We start from the raw sequence: 24,208 nt of genomic DNA on the forward strand, positions 1-24,208 counted from the left end.
ACAACATCATGAGACTGACGATCAGCCACATCACCGAATATCGCTACGACCAACCGGCGCAATTCTCGCTGCAGCGTCTGCGTCTGACGCCGCTGACGGGTGTCGGGCAGACGGTCCTCGACTGGAAACTGTCTGTCGAGGGTGCAAGCCCCGAAGTGGAATATGACGATCAGTTCGGCAATCGCATCACGCTCGTCTCGCTCGACGGCCAGCAGGATGCGACGAGGATCGTTGCCTCGGGCGAAGTCGAAACGCAGGATCTCAACGGCGTCCTCGGGCAGCATACCGCCTTTAGCCCGCTCTGGCTCTTCCTGCGCGACTCACCGCGCACCAGGGCCGGCAAGCTGACCAAGGATCTGTTGCGCGGCATCTCCGGCGACAACGACCTCGGCAAGATGCATGCGCTGATGGCGTCGATCCATGAGACGGTGGAATACAAGCCCGGCACCAGCGACACGGAAACCACCGCCGAGCAGGCATTGGAGAGGAAAAGCGGCGTCTGCCAGGATCATGCCCATGTCTTCATCGCCGGCGCCCGCGCATTGCGCATCCCGGCACGTTACGTCTCCGGCTATCTCATGATGGACGGCAAGAACGAGCAGGCCGCCACGCACGCCTGGGCCGAAGCGCACATTCCCGGCCTTGGTTGGGTCGGCTTCGACCCCGCCAATGACGTGTGCCCCGACGCCCGCTACGTCCGCATCGCCACGGGCCTGTGCTATCGCGATGCTGCTCCCGTCTCCGGCATGCGGATCGGCACGCCCGGCGAAACCCTCATGGTCAAGGTGACGGTCGCAAGCCAGGAACAGACGCAAAGCCAGAGCCAGAGCCAATAAAGCAAAAGGGCGGAACCAACGCTCCGCCCTTCGCCCGATCATAAGCCTCGATATCAGTGGCTGTCGCGATTGTTCGGGATTTCCGAGCCGCGCGGGCCGACGAGGAAGTCGAGGTCGGCGCCGGTATCGGCCTGCATGACCGACTTCACATAGAGACCGCCGTAGCCGCCATTGAGCGGCTTGACCGGCGAAACCCAGGCGGCGCGGCGCTTCGCCAGTTCCTCATCCGACACTTCCAGCTGGATCGTGCGGGCTGGAACGTCGACGGCGATGATGTCGCCGTTCTGGACGAGCGCCAGCGGTCCGCCATCGGCAGCTTCAGGCGCCGTGTGCAGGATGACGGTGCCGTAGGCGGTGCCCGACATGCGCGCATCCGAAATGCGGATCATGTCGGTGATCCCCTTCTTCAGCACCTTCGGCGGCAGGCCCATGTTGCCGACTTCGGCCATGCCCGGATAACCCTTCGGGCCGCAATATTTCAGCACCATGATACAGGTCTCGTCGATGTCGAGATCATCGCGGTTGATGCGGGCGTGATAGTCCTCGATGCTTTCGAAGACAACGGCGCGGCCCTTGTGCTGCATCAGATGCGGCGAAGCGGCCGATGGCTTGAGCACCGCACCCTTCGGGGCGAGATTGCCGCGCAGAACCGCGATGCCGCCCGACTGCGTCAGCGCCTTCTCGCGCGGGACGATGACGTCGTCATTATAGTTGACGACATCCTTGACGCCGGCCCAGATGCTTTCGCCTGTCACGGTGATCGCATCCTTATGCAGCAGGCCCATCTCTCCCACGGCCTTGATGACGACGGGCAGGCCGCCGGCATAGTAGAACTCTTCCATCAGGTGCTTGCCCGAGGGCTGCAGGTTGACGATCGTCGGCACTTCGCGGCCGAGGCGATCCCAATCATCCAGCGACAGGTCGACGCCGATGCGGCCGGCGAGCGCGAGGAGGTGCAGGACGGCATTGGTCGAACCGCCGACCGCGCCGTTGACGCGAATGGCGTTCTCGAAGGCTTCCTTGGTCAGGATGTCGGAAGGCTTCAGATCCTCCTTGACCATGTCGACGATGCGGCGACCGGAAAGCTGCGAGATAACGCGGCGACGTGCATCCACGGCCGGAATGGCCGCATTGCCGGGCAAGGTCATGCCGAGCGCTTCGGCCATCGACGCCATGGTCGAGGCCGTGCCCATGGTCATACAGCTGCCGGCCGAACGGGCCATGCCCTGCTCCGCATCCATGAATTCATCCAGCGACATCTCGCCGGACTTGACCATTTCCGAGAACTGCCAGATCGCCGTGCCGGAGCCGACATCCTTGCCGCGCCACTTGCCGTTCAGCATCGGGCCGCCGGAGACGAGAATGACCGGGATATCAACCGAGGCAGCACCCATCAGCAGGCTCGGCGTGGTCTTGTCGCAGCCGCCGAGCAGCACGACGCCATCGACCGGATTGCCGCGGATCGCCTCTTCGACATCCATGGCCGCGAGGTTGCGGAACATCATCGCCGTCGGGCGCAACGTGCTTTCGCCGACCGAGAAGACCGGGAACTCGACGGGAAAGCCGCCTGCTTCGTAAACGCCGCGCTTCACGCGTTCGGCAAGATCGCGCAGGTGCGCGTTGCAAGGCGTCAGCTCCGACCAGGTATTACAGATGCCGATGATCGGGCGGCCGTCGAAGGTGTCGGCCGGCAGGCCCTGGTTCTTCATCCAGGAGCGATGCATGATCGCGTTCTTGCCGGTGCCGCCGAACCAGTCGTAGGAACGCAGCTTGCGCGGCCATTCAGCTTTCTTCTTCATAGTCTCAGTACCTTTTGCGTCGCGCGGGCCGCCTCGTTCGCGCCCGAGCCTTGAAGTCGGCGGTCAGGCCAGCGTGTATGCGGTCTTGACCGTGGTGAAGAATTCGGCGGCGTACTTGCCCTGCTCGCGCGGACCGAAGGACGAGCCCTTGCGGCCACCGAACGGCACATGGAAATCGACGCCCGCCGTCGGCAGGTTGACCATCACCATGCCGGCTTCGGCATTGCGCTTGAAATGCGTCGCATGTTTCAGGCTTGTCGTGGCGATGCCGGAGGACAGGCCGAACGGCGTGTCGTTGGCGGTCGCCAGCGCCTCGTCGTAATCCTTCACCCGGATGACCGAGGCAACCGGCCCGAAGATCTCCTCGCGGCTGATGCGCATCTGGTTCGTCGCTTCGGTGAAGAGCGTCGGCTGCAGGTAGAAGCCGGGCGTCTCGCGGCTGACAAGCTCGCCGCCGAAGGCAAGCTTGGCGCCTTCTTGGCGGCCGATCTCGATATAGTCGGTGTCGGTCTTCAGCTGCTTGGCATCGACGACCGGGCCGATATGGGTGCCGGCCTTGATGGCGTTGTCGACATTCAGCGTCTTCAACTTTTCCGTCAGCGCTGCCACGAACTTGTCGTGGATGCCTTCGGTGACGATCAGGCGTGACGATGCCGTGCAGCGCTGGCCAGTCGAGAAGAAGGCGGAGTTGGCGGCGGCCTCGACGGCAACCGTCAGATCGGCATCGTCAAGCACGACCATCGGGTTCTTGCCGCCCATTTCCAGCTGGTACTTGCGGCCGTGCTCGACGGAGGAGAGCGCCACGCGCTTGCCCGTGCCGACCGAGCCCGTGAAGGTGATGCCGGACAGAACCGGGCTGTCGAGCATCGCCTGGCCGACGACGGAGCCCTTGCCCATGACGAGGTTCAGCACGCCCTTCGGCAGGCCGGCGCGATGGAGAATATCGACGATCGCCCAGGAGCAGCCGGGCACCAGGTCGGCCGGCTTGAAGACGATGGTGTTGCCGTAGCAGAGCGCCGGCGCGATCTTCCAGGCGGGAATGGCGATCGGGAAGTTCCAGGGCGTGATAATGCCGATGACGCCGAGCGGCTCGCGGGTGATCTCGACGCCGATATTCGGACGCACGGAGGGAAGCACCTCGCCCGCAAGACGCAGCGCCTCGCCGGCAAAGAAATCGAAGATCTGCGCGGCGCGGATGGTCTCGCCGATCGCTTCGGGCAGCGTCTTGCCCTCTTCGCGGGCGAGCAACGCGCCGAGTTCGTCCTTGCGCGCCAGGATCTCGTCGCTGGTCTTCCTCAGGATGGAATGACGCTCGAGAATGCCCGAACGAGACCAGGCCGGAAAGGCGGCCTTGGCGGCAGCGATGGCGTCGGCGACGTCCTGAACGCTGGCACTGGCATAAAGGCCGACGACCTCGTTCGTATCCGATGGGTTGATGTTTTCGGCACTGGTCGTTCCGGTCCACTCGCCGGCGATCAGATTCTGATGAATGGTCATGGCGTCATGCCTTCCTGGATCGTGTTGGAAACGCCCGGCCGGTCGTTTGCGGCCGGGCTCGACGAATTACAGCTGGCGAACAGCTACGGTCTCTTCGGCGGCAACCGCCAGCGGATTGCGCAGCGGCAGGCCGAATTCGGCAACTTCGATCTCGAACACATCGCCTGCTTCCGGCTTGATGCCTTCTGCGAAGGAGAGCGTCGCCGTGCCGAACATATGGACATGAACGTCGCCGGGGGTGCGGAACAGGCCGTATTTGAAGTGGTGATATTCGAGGTTTGCGAAGGTGTGCGACATGTTCGCCTCTCCCGACAGGAACGGCTTTTCGAAGATCACCTTGTCACCGCGCCTGATGCGCGACGTGCCGCGAATATCCTCCGGCGCCGCGCCGATGCGGATTTCCGGACCAAAGCTCGCGGGACGCAGCTTGGAATGCGCGAGATAGAGATAGTTGATCCGCTCGGTGACGTGATCGGAGAATTCGTTCGACAGCGCGAAGCCGATGCGGAACGGCGAGCCGTCCTTGGCGATGACATAGATGCCGGCCATCTCTGGTTCCTCACCGCCGTCGAGCGCGAAGGACGGCGACACTAGCGCCGCACCCGGAGCCGCGGCACCGTAGCCGTTGCCCTTGTAGAACCATTCCGGCTGCACACCCTTTTCTCCATCCTTGGGCTTGCCGCCCTCGATGCCCATCCTGAACATCTTCATGGAGTCTGTCAGCGTCTCTTCGGCCGCTTCCGTCGTCTTCTTGTGCATGGAGTCGCGCGTGGCGGCAGAGCCGAGATGCGTCAGGCCCGTGCCCGTCAGATGCAGGTGCGCAGCGTCCGGATGGGTGATCGGCGGCAGGAAACGGCCTTCGGCATAGACCTTTTCAAGATCGACCACCTCACCGAGACCATGCGCCTCGATGACGGATACCAGCGACTTGCCGCTATCGGCGGCCTCCAGGGCAAGCTTGTAGACGCTGCCACCGTTGACGACGGCCTTGGCGATATCGCCGGGCCCGTTGCGGACGGCAACGACGATCTCGCCGTTCGAACCCTTGATCTGCGAGATGAGCATATATTTCATCCTTTCCTAACGGACAGAGATCGGATGCAGTTTGCCGTTCCGGCTCTCAGCGAGAGCCGGACTCTGTCATGGATTTGGTTTAAAAGCTTCAGCTGATCGCTTGAGCGATCAGCCCTTGTTCTTGTTGTAGACGTCGATGAAGACGGCGGCGAGAAGGACCGCACCCTTGATCATCTTCTGGGAATCCGTCTGGTAGCCGAGGATCGACATGCCCTGGTTCAGGACACCCATGATAAGCGCGCCGATGACCGCACCGGTCACCTTGCCGACGCCGCCAGAGGCAGACGCGCCGCCGATGAAGCAGGCAGCGATCACGTCGAGCTCAAGACCGTCGCCGCCCTTGGCGGTTGCCGAGTTCAGGCGCGTGGCGATGATGATGCCGGCGATGCTGGCAAGAATGCCCATGTTGATGAAGGTGTAGAACGTCAGGCGGCGGGTATCGATGCCCGAAAGCTTCGTCGCCTTTTCGTTGCCACCCATGGCGTAGATGCGGCGGCCGATCGTGGTGCGCTGCGTGGCAAACGCATAGAGAGCGATCAGCAGCAGCATGAGGATCAGAACGTTCGGCAGGCCTCTGTAGGAGGAAATCTGGTAGCCGATGAAAATGGTCGCAGCCGCAACCACCAGATTCTGGCCGACAAAGAAGCTGAACGGCTCGACATCGATACCGTGCTTCTCGTTCACGCTGCGGCGGCGCCACGACAGAAAGAACATCACGATCGGTATGGCGACGGTCAGTAGAATCGACGTCGAATGGATGCCGCCCATGTCTGCAAAATCGGGAATGAAGCCCGTTGCGACGATCTGGAACGCCGGCGGGAATGGACCGATGCTGCTGCCGTTGCCGGTCGTGTTGATGATGGCATAGGTCAGGCCGCGGAAAACCAGCATGCCCGAGAGCGTGACGATGAACGACGGAATGCGGTGGTAGGCGATGAAGTATCCATGCCAGGCGCCGACCGCGGCCCCCATGAGAAGACAAATGACCGTGGCGAGCGCGAGATTCATGTGCATCTGCACGACCAGCACGCCGGCAACCGCACCGACGAAACCGACGACGGAGCCGACGGAGAGGTCGATGTGTCCGGCCACGATGACCAGCAGCATGCCGAGCGCCATGATGACGATGAACGAATTCTGCAGCACGATGTTGGTCAGGTTCTGTGGCCTGAACAGAACGCCGTTCGTGAGATACTGGAACAGCAGCATGATGACCACGAGCGCGATCAACATGCCGTATTCGCGAATATTGTTGCGGATATGGTCGCCTATGGAAACGACGTGGCTGCTTTCCGTGGCTGGGTTGGCCGAACTCATTGATGCTTCTCCCCTGAGCGCATGATAGCGCGCATGATGCTCTCCTGGCTCGCCTCTGCCTTTGGCAGTTCGGCGACGATGCGACCCTCGTTCATGACGTAGATGCGGTCGCAGGTGCCGAGAAGCTCGGGCATTTCCGATGAAATCATCAGAACGCCCTTTCCGTCGGCGGCAAGCTGGTTGATGATGGAATAGATTTCGTATTTTGCGCCCACATCGATGCCGCGCGTCGGCTCATCGAGGATGAGCACGTCGGGATCGGAGAACAGCCACTTCGACAGCACCACTTTCTGCTGGTTACCGCCGGACAGGTTGCCCGCCTCCTGGAAGACGCCGGCCGAACGAATGCGCAGCTTGGCGCGATAGTTCGTCGCCACCTGCAGCTCACGCACGTCGTCGATGACGGTCGCCTTGGAAACGCCGAGCAGATTGGCGAGCGTCGTATTGTGCAGGATGCTGTTCGACAGAACCAGGCCGAGCTGCTTGCGGTCCTCCGTTACGTAGGCGAGACCGGCATCGATCGCCTTGCGCACCGTGCTGGTATCGACCGGCTTGCCCTCAAGGAAGACTTCGCCGCTGACCTTGTGGCCATAGGACTTGCCGAACACGCTCATGGCGAATTCCGTGCGTCCCGCACCCATCAGGCCGGCGATGCCGACCACTTCGCCCTTGCGCACATGGACGTTGATGTCGTGCAGGATCTGGCGGTCGCGATGCTGCTGGTGAAAGGCGTTCCAGTTCTTCACTTCGAAGATGGTCTCGCCGATCGGAACCGAGCGCGGCGGATAGCGGTCGGCCAGTTCGCGGCCCACCATGTTGCGAATGATGATGTCTTCGCTGATCTCTTCTTCATGACAGTTCAGCGTCTTCACCGTCATGCCGTCGCGCAGCACCGTGATCTCGTCGGCCACCTTGCGCACTTCGTTGAGCTTGTGCGTGATGATGATCGAGGTGATGCCCTGGTTGCGGAACTCGATGAGGAGATTGAGGAGCGCATCGGAATCGCTTTCGTTCAGCGATGCCGTCGGCTCGTCGAGAATGAGCAGCTTGACGCTCTTCGACAGGGCCTTGGCGATCTCGACGAGCTGCTGCTTGCCGATGCCGATGTCGGTGACGAGCGTGTTCGGAGATTCCTTCAAGCCTACCTTGGAAAGCAGCTGCTTGGTGCGGGTAAAGGTTTCCTGCCAATTGATCATGCCATTGGCGACGACCTCATTGCCCAGGAAAATATTCTCGGCAATCGACAGCAGCGGCACGAGCGCCAGCTCCTGATGGATGATGATGATGCCGATTTCTTCGGAGTCCTTGATGGTCTTGAACTGGCGGACCGCGCCGTCATAGTAGATGTCGCCGTCATAGCTGCCGGCCGGGTAGACGCCTGAAAGCACCTTCATCAGGGTGGACTTGCCGGCCCCATTTTCCCCGACCAAGGCATGGATTTCGCCCTGACGGACCTTCAGATTGACATTTTCCAAAGCGTTCACACCGGGGAACGATTTGGTGATGCTCCGCATTTCGAGGATGGTATTGTCCATTGTCCGTATCCAACGCCGCGACCGAACATAGCAGACCGCGCGATCGTCTTAAACATCAAAGCCAGGGCCCGCATTTCAGCAAGCCCTGGCCGCTATATTGGAAGATTACTTCAGCTGGTCAGCCTTGTAGTAACCGCCATCGACGAGGATCTTCTCGTAGTTGGTCTTGTCGACTGCGACCGGGGTCAGCAGGTAGGACGGGATGACCTTGACGCCGTTGTCATAGGTCTTGGTGTCGTTGACTTCAGGCGTCTTGCCTTCCATCAGCGCGTTGACCATGTCGACGGTGACCTTTGCGAGGTCACGGGTGTCCTTGAAGATCGTGGAGTGCTGTTCGCCCGCGATGATGGACTTGACCGACGGAATTTCGGAGTCCTGGCCGGTAACGACCGGGAGCTTCACGCCGCCGGAGCCGTAGCCAACGCCCTTGAGCGAAGACAGGATACCGATCGACAGGCCGTCATACGGAGACAGCACTGCATCGACGTGAGCGTCGGTGTAGTAAGCCGAAAGCAGGTTATCCATGCGAGCCTGGGCCGTTGCCGGATCCCAACGCAGCGTGCCGACCTTGTCCATGCCCATCTGGCCGGACTTGACGACGAGCTTGCCGCTGTCGATGTAGGGCTTCAGAACCGACATTGCGCCGTCATAGAAGAAGAAGGCGTTGTTGTCGTCCGGAGAACCGCCAAACAGTTCGATGTTGAACGGGCCCTTGCCATCCTTGAGGCCGAGGGCGTCGACGATCGAGCCGGCCTGAAGAACGCCGACCTTGAAGTTGTCGAAGGTTGCGTAATAATCGACGTTGCCGCTGTTGCGGATCAGACGGTCATAAGCGATGACCTTGATGCCGGCATCGTGAGCCTTCTGCAGAACGTCGGACAGCGTGGTGCCGTCGATCGAAGCGATAACGAGAACCTTGTCGCCCTTCGTGACCATGTTTTCGATCTGCGAAAGCTGGTTCGGAATGTCGTCGTCGCCATACTGCAGGTCGGTGCCGTAGCCGGCAGCCTGGAGCTGCTTGACGATGTTGTTGCCGTCATCGATCCAGCGAGCCGAAGCCTTGGTCGGCATGGCGATACCGACAGTCCCCTTATCTGCCGCGAAGGCAGGTGCCACCAGCGTAGCGACGCCGAGCGCGGCGCCGGCCATCAATGAGATAATGGATTTCATTACTCTCTCCCTTGTTGTTAATATGACGGACGAAAAATGCCCGCCCGAAACTGCGGCAGGTTCCGTAGAAGGAATAGTTTACTTCTAATTGTGAGACACGAAGTAGGTCTCCTCCACGCTCTCACGGTTTATGAGCTGTACCCAGCGCACGATCGGCAAACTCGTACGATTTCGTATAACTGTCAAATAGAATAACTGGCAAAACACATACCAAGTTTGGTATAACATTAAAAAATAGTACTTTTTTGCCGACGAATGGGAAATTTGGCCGCTATGGAGAAAATATATAACGATTATTTCAGCGAAGGCATTGAGATTCATTCCGACAATTTTCGCGACGACACGTTGCTGAAGGCCGGTTTGAAGCTCAATCATTTGCGCATGATCGTCACGATCGAGGACCACGGGCAAATATCCGCCGCCGCCGAGTCCATGAACATGTCACAACCTGCGGCTTCGCGCATGCTCTCCGAAATGGAGTCGATTGTCAAAAGCCCGCTTTACGAACGCGTCGCCAGAGGCGTCGTGCTCACTCCTTTCGGTCTTGCGCTAGCCAAGCGGGCACGCAAGATCCTGCTCGAGCTGCGAGAGGCGGGCCGCGAACTCGGCGCGCTGCGCACCGGCAAGGGCGGCTCCGTCTTCCTGGGAGCGGTAACGGCCCCGGCGATCAGCCTGGTTGTACCGGCAATCCAGCGCGTGACGCGCACCTATCCCGGCATCGAGATCAATATCGAAGTCGAAAACAGCAATGTGCTGGCCCGGGAGCTTCTGGCGGCCCGCCACGATTTCATCATCAGCCGCATCCCCGACGATCTCGATCCGCGTCTGTTCACAGCCCATGAAATCGGCGTCGAAAAGGCATGCCTCGTCGTGCGCAACGGCCATCCGCTGCTTGCAAAGGGAGTGGCCGGACTGCACGACCTCGGCGGCTACGACTGGGTCTTCCAGCCGCCCGGCACCTTGCTGAGACGCAAGGTGGAAGACATCTTCCTCGCCGCGGGCGTGCCTCTGCCGGAGAATGTCGTCAACACCTCTTCGCTGCTGCTGACGCTTGCCGTCGTGTGCAAGACGGATGCGATCGCCCCCATCGCACTGGACATGGCGCAATTCATCTGCGGACAATCTTCCAGGGCCGGCGAATCCTGCATTCTGCCGATCGATTTCGATATCGACGTCAGGCCTTACAGCCTCATCACGGCCCGCGAGCGCGCCATGCCGCCGAGCGCCCGGCTGCTGCACGACATGATCCTGGAGGAAAGCCGCAACCTTTCACTGGCATAACAAGATGCCCGCGACGGCGGTGCGATAAGCTCCACGCCAACTTCCGCCCCTATGACGCTTGGCGTGGAGGCCAGCATGCTGTTCAGGCAATCATTGTTCCAATCCGTGCTCGATCGTCTCGATACGGAAGAAGACATTCCGGAAAAGGAAGAGGCTGCGCATCGCATTCGCGGCCTGAACGTCAGCTTTGCCGCAACGGTGCCCGGCGGCGAGACGCCCGAGGTCTACCGCCCCGACGAAGCCTATCGCGACAATCTCGGCGACCCGATCGTTCCGCCCGAACCGGAACCTGAACCAGCGCCGCAGGAACTGGAGCCGCCGGTCATGCCGGAGCATCTCAGCCGAACCACAAGGCAAGAAGTGGCTGCGGAGCTGGCGATCACCTCCGATCATACGCGCGAAGCCCTGCAGGAAAAGCGCCGCAGCTTTGCCAAGGCCAATCATCCGGACAGCGTCGCCGCCCTCTTCCGCGAGCAGGCAACGACCCGAATGACGCTCGCCAATCAGTTGATCGACGAAGCCATTCGCCGCCTCAAGCGATGATTATTTTTTGTCGTCCGCCGGTGTATCGCTCTCATCCGCATCATCCTGCGGCGCAGCCTCGACATGTGCGGCAGGCGGTTGCGGCTTGAAATTCAACAGCAGCATCCAGGCAGAATAGGCGCCGAGCGCGCCGGAAAGCATGGCCCAAAAGGGCTGGGAACCAAGCGTTTCGACGGCTGCCCAGCCAAAGCAGACGGCCACGATAAGGATGCGCACCCAAAGCGGCTTGTAGATGGGATGGCTGGGATCGATCAGTTGCATGGGTCTCTTTTGCCTGTTCAAGAAGACTTGTCTTAGCGCATCCTCGGGAAAATAGTGAAGCGGTCTCGATAAAATAAGGTTTCGCGGACGGATTTCGGATAAGCGGATATCGGACCCACGATTTTAAAAAATGTGAAGTCCAGGCGGCTTGACGCCACCATTAGAAAATGGAATGAAAATTCCATATAGTTTGCCATTCGGTTCATTTGTTCCGAATCCAGGGAGGTAAAAATGACTGTCAGATTTGGTCTGCTCGGTGCCGGACGCATCGGCAAGGTGCACGCGAAGGCCGTCAGCGGCGATGCCAACGCCAAGCTCGTTGCCGTTGCGGATGCGTTTCCGGCCGCAGCGGAAGCCATTTCCGCCGCCTATGGCTGCGAAGTCCGCACCATCGAGGCGATCGAAGCCGCCAAGGATATCGATGCCGTCGTGATCTGCACACCGACCGATACCCATGCCGACCTCATCGAGCGCTTCTCCCGCGCCGGCAAGGCCGTCTTCTGCGAGAAGCCCATCGATCTCGACGCTGCCCGCGTCAAGGCCTGCATCAAGGTCGTCGAGGAAACCAAGGGCAAGCTGATGGTCGGCTTCAACCGCCGCTTCGACCCGCATTTCATGGCCGTCAAGAAGGCAATCGACGAAGGCCGCATCGGCACCGTCGAGATGGTGACGATCACCTCGCGCGATCCGGGCGCTCCGCCCGTCGATTACATCAAGCGCTCCGGCGGCATTTTCCGCGACATGACCATCCATGACTTCGACATGGCCCGTTTCCTGCTCGGCGAAGAGCCGGTGGCCGTGACGGCAACCGCTGCCGTGCTGGTCGACAAGGCGATCGGCGAAGCCGGCGATTACGACAGCGTCTCCGTCATTCTCCAGACGGCATCCGGCAAGCAGGCGATCATCTCCAACTCGCGCCGCGCCACCTATGGCTACGATCAGCGCATCGAGATCCACGGCTCGAAGGGCCTGGTATCGGCCGAAAACCAGCGCCCCTTCTCCATCGAAGTTGCCAATGGCGATGGCTACACCCGCCCGCCGCTGCATGATTTCTTCATGACGCGCTATACCGAAGCCTATGCCAACGAGATCGCAAGCTTCATCGCCGCGATCGAAAAGGGCGCCACCATCACGCCGTCGGGCGCAGATGGCCTTGCCGCGCTGAAGCTGGCGGATGCCGCCCTGCAGTCGGTCAAGGAAGGCCGGCTGGTCAAGATCGACTAAGCAGCCAACCGATCCCTCCAAGGGATAGGGTCCTCCCAAAAAGTCCGCCGCGAATCGCTTCGCGGCGGACTTTTTCTTTGGCCTCTCCGACGCGGGGCACAATCCCGGGTGCGGCAGGTGTTGGAGAGCCTGCCGCGGAAAGAGGATAGCCATCGACCAGGGGCTGACGGAGAAAGCTCTTGCGAATCACATAAGTCCGTGCTTATCTGTTATTCATGATGGAGAATGAGATATTCCGGGCTTTGGCCGATCCGACCCGCCGCGCCATTTTTGAGAAGCTGGCTGCGGGCAGCATGAATGCCAGTGGATTGCGCGAAGGCATTGATATCAGCCAGCCGGCGATGTCCCAGCACCTTGCGGTCCTGCGCAGCGCCGGGCTGGTCAGGGAAGAACGGCAGGGGCGTTTCGTGAATTACGAGGTCGATCCGGAGGGGCTGGCCCTCATCGCCCAATGGCTGGCGAAATACCGCGCCTACTGGCCCGCGCGGATCGAAGCTCTCAAGGTCTTGCTGAAGGATATGGATCAATGAACGACGTGAAGATCCCCGCGCGGACAAACGGCATCGAACTCGAATACGACCTCGACGAGCCGCCGCAAAAGGTCTGGCGCGCGGTCAGCACCCCCGAGCTTCGGGAAAACTGGCTGCCGAAGGACGCTTTGGCCGATCCCGAGGCGGTATCGGTCACGCCGGGCAAAGAGGTTCGCTATCGGCTGCGCGATGATGCGCCGCCATTTCTCGAAAGCACCGTGACGTTCCGGATAGCCCCCAACGCAAGCGGCGGCACGAGCCTGCGGATTATCCACGAGCTGGACGATGCGCGGCTTCGCGAGGCTGAAAAGGCCGCGGCGAACAGTAACGGCTTTGTCGTCATGCGCGCCGCCTGACGCGCCGAACCGATCAATAACCTCAAGAACATTGGAGTTCGCCGATGCGCGAAGCGATGCAACTCGTCCCCATGGTCGTGGAACAATCCAGCAGAGGAGAGCGGTCTTTCGACATCTATTCCCGCCTGCTCCGCGAAAGAATCATCTTCCTGAACGGCGAGGTGAACGATACCGTCTCGGCGCTCGTTTGCGCACAATTGCTGTTTCTCGAGGCGGAAAGCCCCAAGAAGCCGATCAGCCTCTACGTCAATTCACCGGGCGGTCTCGTCACCAGCGGCTTCGCCATGTACGACACCATGCGCTACATCCGCGCGCCGGTGCACACGCTCTGCATGGGGACCGCCCGCTCGATGGGGTCGTTCCTGCTGATGGCGGGGGAACCCGGCCAACGGGCCGCTTTGCCCAACGCCAATATCCTGATCCATCAGCCCCTGGGCGGCTTCCAGGGCCAGGCATCCGACATGCTCATCCATGCCGAGGAAATCAAACGCACCAAGCATCGCATGACACGGCTCTACGCCGAACATTGCGGCCGGTCCTATGAGGAATTCGAACGCGCCATGGACCGCGACCACTTCATGACGGCGGAAGAGGCGCTGGAATGGGGTCTCATAGACCGTATTCTGCATGTTCGCGAAGAAGATCGGCCCTTGGATCCGGCGGATTGATTTCACCGGCAACGGCGGCAAGCCCTGAAGTTGCCGGCCATGCGCATGGCGGCGACGTGCCTTTGCCGCTCAGACGGCCTGGTCGCGCAATTCCACGACCGAGGCTCCTCTCCTGACGATGTCATTGTCGATGATCGAAAGCGCCCGGTTCAAATGCCCTTCGAAAACAAGGGTCGGTTCGTCGACGATGACACGCAGCTCCGGCATGCCCTCCATGCGCACGACATGCGATTCCGCCAGGCCTTCCGTTATGCCCTCGATCAAAAGATCGTAGTAGCGCACGCCTGGACCGGTGATAACGATCGGCATCCGTTCGTGCAGGCTCAAAACCCGCGAGAGGCCATTGCCGAGCGCCAGGCCCGCGTGGCGAAAGGCGAGCACATTGCGCCGCCCGCCATTCCGCGCACTCGCCGCGATCTTGTCGAGCTCGGCGATCGGGACGAACTTCGCCGGGATCGTGTCGAGCGGCACGTCGAAAGCCGTCCGCAGCATCGCGTAGAAACCGGCATAGGCCTCGATGCAGCCCCGCGCGCCGCAACGGCAAAGGCCGCCGCCGGGCACATGCATCATGTGTCCGAAATTCGGCGCCGATATCTGATGATTGCCCTCATGGTCCCGGCGCACGATGCCAAGTCCGATACTATGGCCAAGCGAGAGGGCCGCCATCGCGCGGAAATCGCGGCCCCTGGTCATTTCCTCCTGCCGCCCGAGGGCTGCGGCAACGAGCAGGGTTTCGTTGCCGAGAATGATTTTTGCCGGCCACTCGTCGCGAAACACGGCGGCGAAATCGATTTCGTCACGCCCGAAGATCGGCGACCAACGCAGCACCGGCTCCGAAGCGTCGACGATCCCCTTGCTGCTGATCGAGATCATCAGCACCTTGTCGCGCGACAATTGCGAGCGGGTGACGATCCGGTTCAGCGCGTCGCGCATTCCGGCCACGAAGCGATCGACGCCCGCGACATTCTGCTGCCTGTCCTCGACAAACCGGTCGATCAGGCGACCGGTATAATCCACGAGCGAATATTGCACGGCATCCGACGAGATGACGACGACGATCAGATAGCCGCAGTCGCGCCGCTGTGAAAACAGCACACGCGGCCGCCCGCGCCCGCTGGCGGCCTGCTGCTCGGCCTTTTCGATGATCTGAGCCCGCTCCAGATCGGCTGTTATGACCGATACGGTCGCGGACGAAAGCTTCGTGAAATCAGAGAGTTCCGTATGAGCAAGCGGACCGTGCCGACGCAGCGCCGACAGGACCAAAGCGCTGTTCCTTTGACGGACCAATTCGGTGCTCGATTTGGCCAGCATAGGCAAGCTCCCCACTCATTCAACCCTCCTCCTCCGCAGCTCCTAATAGCTCTTTTCGGATGACCAATGAAAGCTGTTAGTGCGGGTGTTGACAGTTGAAAAAATCTCTGACACTAAATTTCTCGACTGTCGAGAAAAAAATCAAAACCTTTTCTTGTCAGCATTTTCGCCGCGGCCGACGGGAGTTCAGGTACGTGCGGTCGCATTTAATCGGGAGGATCACATGAAAGCTTTCATCAAGCTGGCCGCGGGCGCGGCCATCGTTTTGACCATGCAGACGGCTGCCTTCGCCAAGGATCTCGTCGTCGGCGTTTCCTGGTCGAACTTCCAGGAAGAGCGCTGGAAAACGGATGAAGCAGCCATCAAGAAGGCGCTCGCAGCCGCCGGCGCCAAGTACATTTCCGCCGACGCCCAGTCGTCCGCTTCCAAGCAGCTGACCGACGTCGAGTCGCTGATTTCGCAGGGCGCCAATGCCCTCATCATCCTCGCACAGGATTCCGATGCCATCGGCCCGGCCGTTGAAAAGGCCGCCGACGAAGGCATTCCGGTTGTCGGCTACGACCGCCTGATCGAAAATCCGGCCGCCTTCTACATCACCTTCGACAACAAGGAAGTGGGCCGCATGCAGGCTCGCGAAGTGCTGAAGGCAAAGCCGGAAGGCAACTACGTCTTCATCAAGGGCTCGTCGTCGGACCCGAATGCCGACTTCCTCTTCTCCGGCCAGCTGGAAGTGCTGAAGCCCTCCATCGACGCCGGCAAGATCAAGAACGTCGGCGAAGCCTATACCGATGGCTGGCTGCCGCAGAACGCACAGCGCAACATGGAGCAGTTCCTGACCGCCAACAACAACAAGGTTGACGCGGTCGTAGCCTCCAACGACGGCACCGCAGGCGGCGCAGTCGCAGCCCTCGACGCCCAGGGTCTGGCCGGTTCCGTACCGGTTTCCGGCCAGGACGCCGACAAGGCAGCCCTGAACCGCATCGCACTTGGCACGCAAACCGTTTCCATCTGGAAAGACTCGCGTGAACTCGGCAAGCGCGCTGCGGAAATCGCCCTCGATCTCGCCAACGGCAAGACGATGGATCAGGTCAGCGGCGTGCAGACCTTCAACGGCGGCCCGAAGCATGTGCCGATGAAGTCGGTCTTCCTGACCCCGATCGCCATCACCAAGGACAACCTGAACGTCGTCATCGACGCCGGCTGGATCTCCAAGGCTGAAGCTTGCCAGGGCGTCAAGGCCGGCGCAGTCGCAGCCTGCAAATAAGCCGTCCTTGAACGGCTGACCAATCGAAATACCCGACGCCGCAGCGGCATTCCGTTGCGGCGTCGAATGCGGACTAGGGGCCGACAACTCTCCCTTGCAGTTGGAGACGAAGCTTCCCGCAGCGTGCTGTGCCATCGCATACCCCTTGGCTTGCCGGATGGCGGCCACCGGGACCGGACGAAGACCGGCGGACAGGCGATGACACATTGTTTTGAGATTGGCGCGATTGCGGGCGATGGCCCAGAATGCATCGCAGGTCGCGCCCGATAGAGGGAGAACGGCAAAGCGATGGCCGACATGACACAGTCCACAACATCGAGCGGTCCCCGCAATGCAGATGCCGGTGCGATCACCCGCTTTCTGCGTGCCACCGAAATCGATACCCGCTTGCTCGGCATGATCGGAGCGCTGCTGATCATCTGGATCGGCTTCGATCTTTACCTGCGGATATTCGATGGCCGCGAATTCCTGACGGCCAGAAACCTTTGGAACCTATCGGTGCAGACCTGCGAAATCGCGGTCCTGGCCACCGGCATGGTGCTGGTCATCGTCACGCGCAACATCGATCTGTCGGTCGGCTCGCTGCTCGGTTTCGTCGCCATGATCATGGGCGTCATTCAGGCCAAGTGGCTGCCGCAATATCTCGGCTTCGACAGCTCCTGGACGTGGATCATCACGCTCATCTGCGGCCTCGCGATCGGCACGGCCATTGGCGCCTTCCAGGGCGCGATCACCGCCTTCATGAACGTCCCCTCCTTCATCGTCACGCTCGGCGGTCTTCTGGTCTGGCGCGGCCTTGCCTGGTACGTCACCAGCGGCCAGACCGTCGCGCCGATGGATTCCACCTTCGTCATCATGGGCGGCAGCGGCGCAACCGGCTCCATCGGGGCCACCTGGAGCTGGGTCGTCGGCATCCTCGCCTGCCTGCTGATCATCGCCGGGATCGTCGGCTCGCGCCGCCAGAGAAAGCGCTTCGGCTTTCCGCGCCGTCCGCTCTGGGCGGAATATTTCCTGGCCGGCCTCGGTTCCGCGCTGGTGCTCGGCACCATCTATCTCTTCAACAACTACTACTGGCCTGTCGGCATCGCCAAGCGATACGCGACCGAACACAATATTGCCTGGCCGGAAACCGGCCTCGACATTCCCTACGGCATTGCCGTTCCGGTTCTCATCGCCGTTCTTATCGGCATCGTGATGACCTTCATCGCCACGCGGCTGCGCTTCGGCCGCTATGTCTTCGCGATCGGCGGCAACCCGGAGGCCGCGGAGCTCGCCGGCATCAAGACCCGCTGGGTCATCGTGAAGATCTTCGCGCTGATGGGCTTCCTCGCCGCCGTCGCCGCCGCGATCTCGACGGCGCGCCTGAACTCGGCCGTCAACTCGCAGGGCACCACCTACGAACTCTTCACCATCGCCGCCGCCGTCATCGGCGGCACGTCGCTTGCCGGTGGTAGCGGCACGGTCGCCGGCGCCATGCTCGGTGCGCTGGTCATGCAATCGCTGCAATCGGGCATGGGCCTCGCAAATGTCGATACGCCAATTCAAAACGTCGTCGTGGGCATCGTCCTGGTGGTCGCCGTCTGGCTCGACATCGTCTATCGCTCGCGCGCCAAGTAAAAGGAATTCTGAACCATGACGGATCAAACCACTCCGCTTGTGGAAATGAAGAACATTTCCATCTCCTTCGGCGGCATCCATGCGGTCGACAACGCCTCGGTCGATCTCTACCCCGGCGAAGTCGTGGCGCTGCTGGGCCACAATGGCGCCGGCAAATCGACGCTGATCAAAATCCTCTCCGGCGCCTACAAGCGCGACAGCGGCGATATTCTCATCAACGGCGAGCCCGCCGATATCCGCAGCCCGCGCGACGCGAAGAAATACGGCATCGAGACGATCTACCAGACGCTTGCCGTCGCCGACAATGTCGACGCCGCCGCCAATCTCTATCTCGGCCGCGAGCTGCAAACCCGCTGGGGCACGCTCGACGATGTCGCCATGGAAGCCAAGGCCCGCGAGGTCATGGGGCGCCTCAACCCCAACTTCAAGCGCTTCAAGGAGCCGGTGAAGGCGCTATCGGGCGGCCAGCGCCAGTCGGTCGCCATCGCGCGCGCCATCCTGTTCGATGCCCGCATCCTGATCATGGACGAGCCGACCGCGGCTCTCGGCCCCCAGGAGACGGCGCAGGTCGGCGAGCTGATCAAGCAGCTGAAGAAGGAAGGCATCGGCATCTTCCTCATCAGCCACGATATCCACGACGTCTTCGATCTCGCCGACCGCGTCTCGGTCATGAAGAACGGCCAGGTCGTCGGCCATGCCCGCACCGAAGATGTCACCAAGGACGAAGTCCTCGGCATGATCATCCTCGGCAAGGTCCCCCCGAAGGCCACCCCCGGCCCCGGCGCCATGCGGGAATAAGCCAACACGGCCCATGAAAAACGAGGCCGCGCCCAAAGAATTCCGCGGCCTCCCCCCTCCAAAACGTCCGATCTGCGCTTTCCTCAATTTTACACATTGAAGCCTGACGCTTCCTAGGCTAAGAACCAGCCATCGGACAGGCGATTCAAACCGCCACGGCATGCACCCGTAGCTCAGCTGGATAGAGTGTTGGATTCCGATTCCAAAGGTCACAGGTTCGAATCCTGTCGGGTGCGCCACTGCTTCTCAAGCCGGGCAACCAATGCATTGAGATTTCGAAATATCCAAGCCGGACCCGCTCGTCTCCTCCGTCAAAGGAATAGTGAAGATAGGGGCAATATCGACCGCGATCTGTGAGTCTGGATCATGCGGCCAAGTTGAAGAGCTGACCGGCAAGCTGAAAATTGTTGGAAGGCAGATACATCAGTACGCCGAGCTGGACTTTTTCCCGATGCGATTGATTGGTGCGATATAAGAGGAACCATCGGCAAATATGCGTCGGAGCCTGATTCTGCGTGCAGAAACAGGCTCGTTGGCATGACGTGCGGCCACATCGAGGTTGGATGATCGGGGCCGCCGCAGCCAAACGCAGGCAGCGGCACCCGAACATCTAACAAACTCAACGATGCAGATGGCTCATTCAGCCGGCCCGTCGGCCAGAAGGTGAGTTGTCTTCCCGTTGCGGATAAGGGCGGAGCGGATCAAGCGAGGCCGCCCCTTAACTTCAGTCATGATCTTCGCAACGTATTCGCCCACGAGCCCAATCGCCAGCAGGTTAAGCGAACCGAAAAAGAGAGTGCTGACAAGGAGAGTTGGAACTCCCCTTGGCGACATTTCCGGAAACAGCAGGCGCAGGACAATGACTGTTGCAACGGCGAGAAGGGAGATACCGAACAGCACCACGCCGGAAGCGGTCAACATTGACATGGGGACATTGCTGAACGAGAAAATGCCCTTCTTTGCCCAGTCGATATTCTTCAGCAAATTGTTGGTGGATCGGCCGAAGAGGCGTTCCGGCCGCACATAGTCGACTCCGACCTGGCGGAAACCCACATATGCCCGCAGCCCTCTCATGAACAGGTCGCGCTCGGGAGATCGAAGCAGCCATCCGACCACACGGCGATCGATCAGCGAAAAGTCGCCGGCATCGAGGGGAATGGCGACATAGCTGAAGGCAGCAAAGACTCGATAGAAGGCCTTATATAGAAGCCCCCAAGCCCAAGGCATTTCCCTCTTGATGCGGCGGCCGTAAATGACATCAAAGCCCTCTTCCCACTTTGAGTAGAATTGCTCTATCAGCTCAGGCGGATCCTGAAGGTCCCCGTCGAGAAGAACCACGGCATCCTTGGTCGCCAGCTCCATGCCGCTGCGGAACGCCATCTGCGAGCCGAAGTTGCGGGAGTGAGTAATCCCAAGGACGTGCTTGTCCTGCTCGGACAGGCCGAGAATGACCTCCGCGCTATTGTCCGGGCTGCAGTCGTTGACGAATATGATCTCGTAGTCGATCTGGAGTTTTCTAAATACGTCGGTCAGCCGCTGATACATGATCGGGATCGCTTGCGCGTCCTTGTAACAGGCAATGATCGCGCTGACACTGCGTCTCTTTTCGGCTGTTGCGCGCTTTGTGTTGCTGGCCATCTCTTCAGGGCTTAGCGTCTCTACCCACTCGGATAGCGTCTTCAGCCCCGTCTCCAACGTGGTTTCAGCTCGCCAACCGAGGGTTCGCTCAGCCTTCTCGGGGTCGGAAAACCAGTCGCGCAAATCCCACGACCGAGCGTCCATGCTATTATAGACAGGCAGATCCGGCACGCTGAATGCGTCTTTCGCAATCCCCACAAGCTCGGCAATGGTGGTTTTCTTGCCTGAGCCTATGTTGATGCTCTCGCCGAACAATGACGGGTTCATCTTCGCTGCAGCAAGGATGAACGCTTTGCAGACGTCTTCGACATAGACGAAGTCCCGGGAGGTCTCAGGATCGACCAGTGGCGGCCAGTGCCCTGCCAAAGCCTTCCGAACAAGACTTGGCATCAGCCTGGATGTATCCTCCAGCGGCCCATAGACCGAGTAAAGGCGTAGGTTCACGCATGGGAACTGCTTATGCTTGCCCATGTAGTTGAGATAGTTGCTGACCGCGACCTTTGATACCGCGTAGTCGCTGTTGGGCGCGCATGGATCGTCTTCCTTCGGCCCAGCACAATTGTTTCCATACTCCGACGAACTGCCGGCATGGACGAACGCCGAGAACGGCCGATTTGCCAACATCCCGGCCAGGCGCCTGGTCGACAAAAAGTTCGTCTCGTAAATGAGGCCGGCATCCTTCTCGAACGAATAGGCGCCATAGGCAACGCAGTTGAAGACCGTTTTCGGCATAGTGCCGTCAACGAGGTTCTTGACAGCATTTTCGTCGTTGAGATCGACGGCCGCTACCTGATGGTTGGGAACATCCTGGAGACGCCAGTTTTTCTCGCGCTGGACGACGGCGAATACGTCGCTTCGATATCTTGCAATCAGGTGGAACAGGTTTGCTCCCACGAAACCGGAAGCCCCTGTCACGAGGATGGGGCCGTGGAGCGCGCGTATATATGGCTCGATATCAATCATTCTGCAGGCTCTGAAAACCGGTTCTCAATCGCGACCATCATAGAGGCCGGATCCAGCCCAGACGCCCTGCGGAGGTAATGTTGAGATCCATACTTCGGAAAATGGTGTGCTCTCGCGTAGAAATGCCGGATCCTTGCGTTCCGGGCTACATTCCGGCCCATCAGATGGAGCGCCAGATCCGACCCGAAGCCACCTTGGCGAACGTGCTCCTCCGCCACGAAGAACTGCTCCGAAGCCGCAATGGCAGACAGAAGGCGATCGGGGATGGGATTGGCGGACAGCGGTAACTCCGCAACCGCCCACAAATTGGGCCGCAGCGCTGCTTCAACCGCGTTAAACGACTGAATATAGGTACCTGCCAGCGGCCCGACTGCGATGACCACCGGGCCACCGCCCTCGGTAAGTTGACGCCACGGTGCATAGGGAGGGACTGTCCAGTTCGCGGGCGGCTCCCCGCGGCCGAGCCTGAGGTAACAAACCCCGGAGCTATCCATCATCTTCGAGACGACTGCCGCGACATCCTCGTCGAAAACAGGCACAAATGCACGCGTGTTCGGCAAGGTAAGTAGAACGCCGTAGTCTTCAATGGCATGATGGGTCGGCCCCATCACGCCATAGCCATAACCGCCGCCGTTCCCAACGATCTTGACCGGCAGGTTATGAAAGGCGGCATCATTGCGAATTTGCTCGAAAGGCCGAGCGTAGCAAAACGGCGCTATGCTGTACGCCCACGCGCTGAAGCCTTGCTTGGCAAGAGCGGCGGCCACCGAAAGCATGTTTTGCTCCGCGACACCCGCGTTGATAAATCTGTCCTTCAACGCTTCCTGGAGTGGCTCCAGGGCCATGAAGCCCAGGTCGCCTGTGAGAAAAACAAGATCTGGCCTGTCTGCAAGGGCAACAAGCGCGTCACAAAACTGATTTCTCATTCTGCGGTCAATTCCTGAACGGCCTGAGCGTAGAGTGCTTCATTAAGAGGCAGATAGTGCCAATTCATGCGGTTCTCCATGAAGGACACGCCTTTCCCTTTGACTGTCTCGAGGACGATGACATGCGGGCGATCGACGCTGCGATTTAGCGCCTCCCGCACGGCGTCCGGGTCATGCCCGTCGACGACGTCGACCTGGGCGTCAAATCCCGCGATCCGTGCAGGAAGCGGATTCATCGATGCTACGTCGCTGGTTGTCCCAAACCCCTGCAATCCGTTGTGATCCACCAGCACGGTCAAATTCGCAAGCTTTTGATGGCAGGCAAAGATAAAAGCCTCCCAGGTCGAGCCTTCCTGCCACTCTCCGTCGGATGTCACGCAGAACACCCGGCCACTGTTCGATTTCAGTCTCAAACCAAGCGCCGTACCGGCGGCAAGCGATAGCCCATGGCCAAGGCTTCCGGTCGCAAAATCGATTTTCGGCAAGCCGCTGGCTGGCGGATGCGCGGCAAGAAGGGTTTCGTCCCTGTGGAAGGTCTTCAGGTCGTCATCCGTCAGAAGACCAAGGCTCCAGAGAGCAATGTAGAGCGCGCCCGCGGAATGCCCCTTGGACAGGATCAATCGATCGGATGGACCCACGAACTCATGGAAGGAAACCAGCAGCGCGTCCAGCACCGAGAGATTCCCCCCGATGTGTCCTACACCGCTCTCATAGTGCATTTTCAGAAGGCGCAGCCTTGCATGTCTGAAATCGGCGTCCTCAAGACGGTTTCGCGCTTTAAATGGCGTATTCACGTTGAGCCCCCGGTCTCGGCGCGTCACCGCTGCCGCGCAATTTTGTTCTACCACCTGGTATCATCCCTATAAACGATGAAAGCAGGCTTAAATTAAGCTCTCGCGGTCATGAAGTGAGATTGCGCCAGCCAGCGCGTCGCAGGCGAAGCTTCCAGCAAGGGTTCGATCGCCAGAGTGGGCTTGATGAACGGACTGGGAAGCCCCGGCAGCAGAAAATCCTTCGTGTTGATATCCACATCCGACCAGCCGGATGCCAGCACGCGCTTCCGAAGCCCCCCGGCTGTAAAGGCCATTTCATCGGGCTCAAGGCGCGCCCATCTGCGGCCGACCCGGGTCCCAAAAATAAACGCGCAATACGGGTTCACGAAGTTCGGCTCGATAAAGGCAAGCGCCCCTGCGCTGTTGGTCATCTCTTTCAGCGTACGCAGGACCGATTCAAGTTGCAGCACCAGATGATGGAGAATGCCGTTCCCGTAAATCAGGTCGAACTTGCCGAGGATATGCGGATCTCCGCCCAGCAGGTCGAGCTTTTCAAAGCGCAGATTGCTCGACCGGTGAGTTGCGCTGGCGTGGGCGAGGAAAGCGTCGCTGAGGTCTACGCCGATTACTTCGGCACTCGTATGCCGAGCCAGATGCGCCGCCGCCTCGCCGGTGCCACAACCGATCTCAAGTATCCGCTTCGCATCCACGCGCCGAGCCTGGGAAATGAACCAGTCGTTTCTTCTCGTGGCCCGAAGCGGTGTTGAACCGACGGGCGTAAAAACCTGATTGAAGCCGCGCTCATCCTGTATCTTGAATTTCGACAT

At 60.3% G+C, this 24,208-nt stretch carries 22 protein-coding genes and 1 tRNA gene; 11 read left to right on the forward strand and 12 right to left on the reverse strand.

Going from position 1 to position 24,208, the window contains the following annotated elements:
• Positions 1–8: 8 nt before the first annotated feature.
• The gene (locus tag ACQZ6J_RS03430; RefSeq protein ID WP_449081962.1) at positions 9–836 is read left to right on the forward strand and encodes a transglutaminase family protein; all 828 of its coding nucleotides are present in this window, start codon (positions 9–11) and stop codon (positions 834–836) included.
• 53 nt (positions 837–889) lie between these two features.
• Here ACQZ6J_RS03430 and araD read toward each other — a convergent pair whose 3' ends face one another.
• The 6 genes from araD to chvE all read right to left on the reverse strand — a co-directional run bounded on the left by araD (position 890) and on the right by chvE (position 9,228).
• Positions 890–2,635 (reverse strand): L-arabinonate dehydratase, encoded by a 1,746-nt coding sequence (gene araD / locus ACQZ6J_RS03435; protein WP_449081964.1) that lies wholly within the window; start codon positions 2,633–2,635, stop codon positions 890–892.
• A 63-nt stretch (positions 2,636–2,698) separates the two neighbouring features.
• Positions 2,699–4,132, reverse strand: a complete 1,434-nt coding sequence (locus ACQZ6J_RS03440) for an aldehyde dehydrogenase family protein (protein ID WP_449081966.1) — start codon at positions 4,130–4,132, stop codon at positions 2,699–2,701.
• A 66-nt stretch (positions 4,133–4,198) separates the two neighbouring features.
• Complete coding sequence (gene araD1, locus ACQZ6J_RS03445) at positions 4,199–5,197, reverse strand: AraD1 family protein (protein ID WP_449082760.1); 999 nt, start codon at positions 5,195–5,197, stop codon at positions 4,199–4,201.
• A gap of 117 nt (positions 5,198–5,314) precedes the next feature.
• Complete coding sequence (gene mmsB / locus ACQZ6J_RS03450) at positions 5,315–6,523, reverse strand: multiple monosaccharide ABC transporter permease (RefSeq protein ID WP_163988055.1); 1,209 nt, start codon at positions 6,521–6,523, stop codon at positions 5,315–5,317.
• Positions 6,520–8,058, reverse strand: coding sequence for a multiple monosaccharide ABC transporter ATP-binding protein (gene mmsA / locus ACQZ6J_RS03455; protein ID WP_163988057.1), 1,539 nt, complete (start codon positions 8,056–8,058; stop codon positions 6,520–6,522). The genes mmsB and mmsA overlap by 4 nt, the downstream gene beginning before the upstream one ends.
• Positions 8,059–8,163: 105 nt before the next feature.
• The gene (gene chvE / locus ACQZ6J_RS03460) at positions 8,164–9,228 is read right to left on the reverse strand and encodes a multiple monosaccharide ABC transporter substrate-binding protein (RefSeq protein WP_163988059.1); all 1,065 of its coding nucleotides are present in this window, start codon (positions 9,226–9,228) and stop codon (positions 8,164–8,166) included.
• Positions 9,229–9,501: 273 nt separating this feature from the next.
• Here chvE and ACQZ6J_RS03465 point away from each other — a divergent pair, with 273 nt between their 5' ends.
• Both ACQZ6J_RS03465 and ACQZ6J_RS03470 read left to right on the forward strand, forming a co-directional pair.
• A complete protein-coding gene (locus ACQZ6J_RS03465; RefSeq protein ID WP_163988061.1) occupies positions 9,502–10,509 on the forward strand; it encodes a LysR family transcriptional regulator in 1,008 nt (335 codons plus the stop codon).
• 75 nt (positions 10,510–10,584) lie between these two features.
• Complete coding sequence (locus ACQZ6J_RS03470) at positions 10,585–11,052, forward strand: hypothetical protein (protein WP_449081969.1); 468 nt, start codon at positions 10,585–10,587, stop codon at positions 11,050–11,052.
• On the opposite strand, the gene ACQZ6J_RS03475 is transcribed toward ACQZ6J_RS03470, so the two are convergent.
• Positions 11,053–11,313, reverse strand: coding sequence for a hypothetical protein (locus tag ACQZ6J_RS03475; protein WP_449081971.1), 261 nt, complete (start codon positions 11,311–11,313; stop codon positions 11,053–11,055).
• A gap of 231 nt (positions 11,314–11,544) precedes the next feature.
• Between ACQZ6J_RS03475 and iolG the strand changes: the two genes are divergently transcribed.
• The 4 genes from iolG (at position 11,545) to ACQZ6J_RS03495 (ending at position 14,091) form a co-directional block, all read left to right on the forward strand.
• Positions 11,545–12,537 carry an inositol 2-dehydrogenase gene (iolG, locus tag ACQZ6J_RS03480; protein ID WP_163988067.1) on the forward strand — a complete coding sequence of 331 codons (993 nt, stop codon included), beginning with the start codon at positions 11,545–11,547 and terminating at the stop codon, positions 12,535–12,537.
• Positions 12,538–12,752: 215 nt separating this feature from the next.
• Positions 12,753–13,067 (forward strand): ArsR/SmtB family transcription factor, encoded by a 315-nt coding sequence (locus tag ACQZ6J_RS03485; protein WP_163988069.1) that lies wholly within the window; start codon positions 12,753–12,755, stop codon positions 13,065–13,067.
• A complete protein-coding gene (locus ACQZ6J_RS03490) occupies positions 13,064–13,423 on the forward strand; it encodes an SRPBCC family protein (protein WP_449081974.1) in 360 nt (119 codons plus the stop codon). The genes ACQZ6J_RS03485 and ACQZ6J_RS03490 overlap by 4 nt, the downstream gene beginning before the upstream one ends.
• A 44-nt stretch (positions 13,424–13,467) precedes the next feature.
• On the forward strand, positions 13,468–14,091 hold the full coding sequence (locus tag ACQZ6J_RS03495; RefSeq protein WP_449081976.1) for an ATP-dependent Clp protease proteolytic subunit: 624 nt from the start codon (positions 13,468–13,470) through the stop codon (positions 14,089–14,091).
• A gap of 69 nt (positions 14,092–14,160) precedes the next feature.
• Here ACQZ6J_RS03495 and ACQZ6J_RS03500 read toward each other — a convergent pair whose 3' ends face one another.
• Positions 14,161–15,402: an ROK family protein gene (locus tag ACQZ6J_RS03500; RefSeq protein WP_449081978.1), complete on the reverse strand. Its 1,242-nt coding sequence runs from the start codon at positions 15,400–15,402 to the stop codon at positions 14,161–14,163.
• Between the two features lie 223 nt (positions 15,403–15,625).
• On the opposite strand from ACQZ6J_RS03500, the gene xylF reads away from it, so the two are divergent.
• The 4 genes from xylF to ACQZ6J_RS03520 all read left to right on the forward strand — a co-directional run bounded on the left by xylF (position 15,626) and on the right by ACQZ6J_RS03520 (position 19,320).
• Entirely contained in the window at positions 15,626–16,666 is a 1,041-nt protein-coding gene (gene xylF / locus ACQZ6J_RS03505; RefSeq protein ID WP_163988076.1) for a D-xylose ABC transporter substrate-binding protein, read from the forward strand.
• 288 nt (positions 16,667–16,954) lie between these two features.
• A complete protein-coding gene (locus tag ACQZ6J_RS03510; protein ID WP_163988078.1) occupies positions 16,955–18,283 on the forward strand; it encodes a sugar ABC transporter permease in 1,329 nt (442 codons plus the stop codon).
• 15 nt (positions 18,284–18,298) lie between these two features.
• A complete protein-coding gene (locus ACQZ6J_RS03515) occupies positions 18,299–19,081 on the forward strand; it encodes an ATP-binding cassette domain-containing protein (protein WP_163988080.1) in 783 nt (260 codons plus the stop codon).
• A gap of 162 nt (positions 19,082–19,243) precedes the next feature.
• Positions 19,244–19,320, forward strand: a tRNA-Arg gene (locus ACQZ6J_RS03520).
• Positions 19,321–19,717: 397 nt separating this feature from the next.
• Here the strand turns inward: ACQZ6J_RS03520 and ACQZ6J_RS03525 are convergent.
• From ACQZ6J_RS03525 to ACQZ6J_RS03540, 4 genes are read right to left on the reverse strand one after another with little or no spacing between them, the layout of a single operon-like run.
• Entirely contained in the window at positions 19,718–21,682 is a 1,965-nt protein-coding gene (locus ACQZ6J_RS03525) for an NAD-dependent epimerase/dehydratase family protein (RefSeq protein ID WP_449081981.1), read from the reverse strand.
• A complete protein-coding gene (locus ACQZ6J_RS03530; RefSeq protein WP_449081983.1) occupies positions 21,679–22,608 on the reverse strand; it encodes a transketolase family protein in 930 nt (309 codons plus the stop codon). Before ACQZ6J_RS03530 ends, ACQZ6J_RS03525 begins: the two co-directional genes overlap by 4 nt.
• Positions 22,605–23,456, reverse strand: coding sequence for a transketolase (locus ACQZ6J_RS03535; protein ID WP_449081985.1), 852 nt, complete (start codon positions 23,454–23,456; stop codon positions 22,605–22,607). Before ACQZ6J_RS03535 ends, ACQZ6J_RS03530 begins: the two co-directional genes overlap by 4 nt.
• A gap of 38 nt (positions 23,457–23,494) precedes the next feature.
• Positions 23,495–24,208 carry a class I SAM-dependent methyltransferase gene (locus ACQZ6J_RS03540; protein WP_449081987.1) on the reverse strand — a complete coding sequence of 238 codons (714 nt, stop codon included), beginning with the start codon at positions 24,206–24,208 and terminating at the stop codon, positions 23,495–23,497.

The organism is Rhizobium sp. A37_96 (assembly GCF_053521765.1).

Bases quoted from the DNA above. Each gene is read 5' to 3' on its own strand.
- ACQZ6J_RS03430 (WP_449081962.1), top strand. From the start codon at position 9: ATGAGACTGACGATCAGCCACATCACCGAATATCGCTACGACCAACCG.
- araD (WP_449081964.1), bottom strand. From the start codon at position 2,635: ATGAAGAAGAAAGCTGAATGGCCGCGCAAGCTGCGTTCCTACGACTGG.
- ACQZ6J_RS03440 (WP_449081966.1), bottom strand. From the start codon at position 4,132: ATGACCATTCATCAGAATCTGATCGCCGGCGAGTGGACCGGAACGACC.
- araD1 (WP_449082760.1), bottom strand. From the start codon at position 5,197: ATGCTCATCTCGCAGATCAAGGGTTCGAACGGCGAGATCGTCGTTGCC.
- mmsB (WP_163988055.1), bottom strand. From the start codon at position 6,523: ATGAGTTCGGCCAACCCAGCCACGGAAAGCAGCCACGTCGTTTCCATA.
- mmsA (WP_163988057.1), bottom strand. From the start codon at position 8,058: ATGGACAATACCATCCTCGAAATGCGGAGCATCACCAAATCGTTCCCC.
- chvE (WP_163988059.1), bottom strand. From the start codon at position 9,228: ATGAAATCCATTATCTCATTGATGGCCGGCGCCGCGCTCGGCGTCGCT.
- ACQZ6J_RS03465 (WP_163988061.1), top strand. From the start codon at position 9,502: ATGGAGAAAATATATAACGATTATTTCAGCGAAGGCATTGAGATTCAT.
- ACQZ6J_RS03470 (WP_449081969.1), top strand. From the start codon at position 10,585: ATGCTGTTCAGGCAATCATTGTTCCAATCCGTGCTCGATCGTCTCGAT.
- ACQZ6J_RS03475 (WP_449081971.1), bottom strand. From the start codon at position 11,313: ATGCAACTGATCGATCCCAGCCATCCCATCTACAAGCCGCTTTGGGTG.
- iolG (WP_163988067.1), top strand. From the start codon at position 11,545: ATGACTGTCAGATTTGGTCTGCTCGGTGCCGGACGCATCGGCAAGGTG.
- ACQZ6J_RS03485 (WP_163988069.1), top strand. From the start codon at position 12,753: ATGATGGAGAATGAGATATTCCGGGCTTTGGCCGATCCGACCCGCCGC.
- ACQZ6J_RS03490 (WP_449081974.1), top strand. From the start codon at position 13,064: ATGAACGACGTGAAGATCCCCGCGCGGACAAACGGCATCGAACTCGAA.
- ACQZ6J_RS03495 (WP_449081976.1), top strand. From the start codon at position 13,468: ATGCGCGAAGCGATGCAACTCGTCCCCATGGTCGTGGAACAATCCAGC.
- ACQZ6J_RS03500 (WP_449081978.1), bottom strand. From the start codon at position 15,402: ATGCTGGCCAAATCGAGCACCGAATTGGTCCGTCAAAGGAACAGCGCT.
- xylF (WP_163988076.1), top strand. From the start codon at position 15,626: ATGAAAGCTTTCATCAAGCTGGCCGCGGGCGCGGCCATCGTTTTGACC.
- ACQZ6J_RS03510 (WP_163988078.1), top strand. From the start codon at position 16,955: ATGGCCGACATGACACAGTCCACAACATCGAGCGGTCCCCGCAATGCA.
- ACQZ6J_RS03515 (WP_163988080.1), top strand. From the start codon at position 18,299: ATGACGGATCAAACCACTCCGCTTGTGGAAATGAAGAACATTTCCATC.
- ACQZ6J_RS03525 (WP_449081981.1), bottom strand. From the start codon at position 21,682: ATGATTGATATCGAGCCATATATACGCGCGCTCCACGGCCCCATCCTC.
- ACQZ6J_RS03530 (WP_449081983.1), bottom strand. From the start codon at position 22,608: ATGAGAAATCAGTTTTGTGACGCGCTTGTTGCCCTTGCAGACAGGCCA.
- ACQZ6J_RS03540 (WP_449081987.1), bottom strand. From the start codon at position 24,208: ATGTCGAAATTCAAGATACAGGATGAGCGCGGCTTCAATCAGGTTTTT.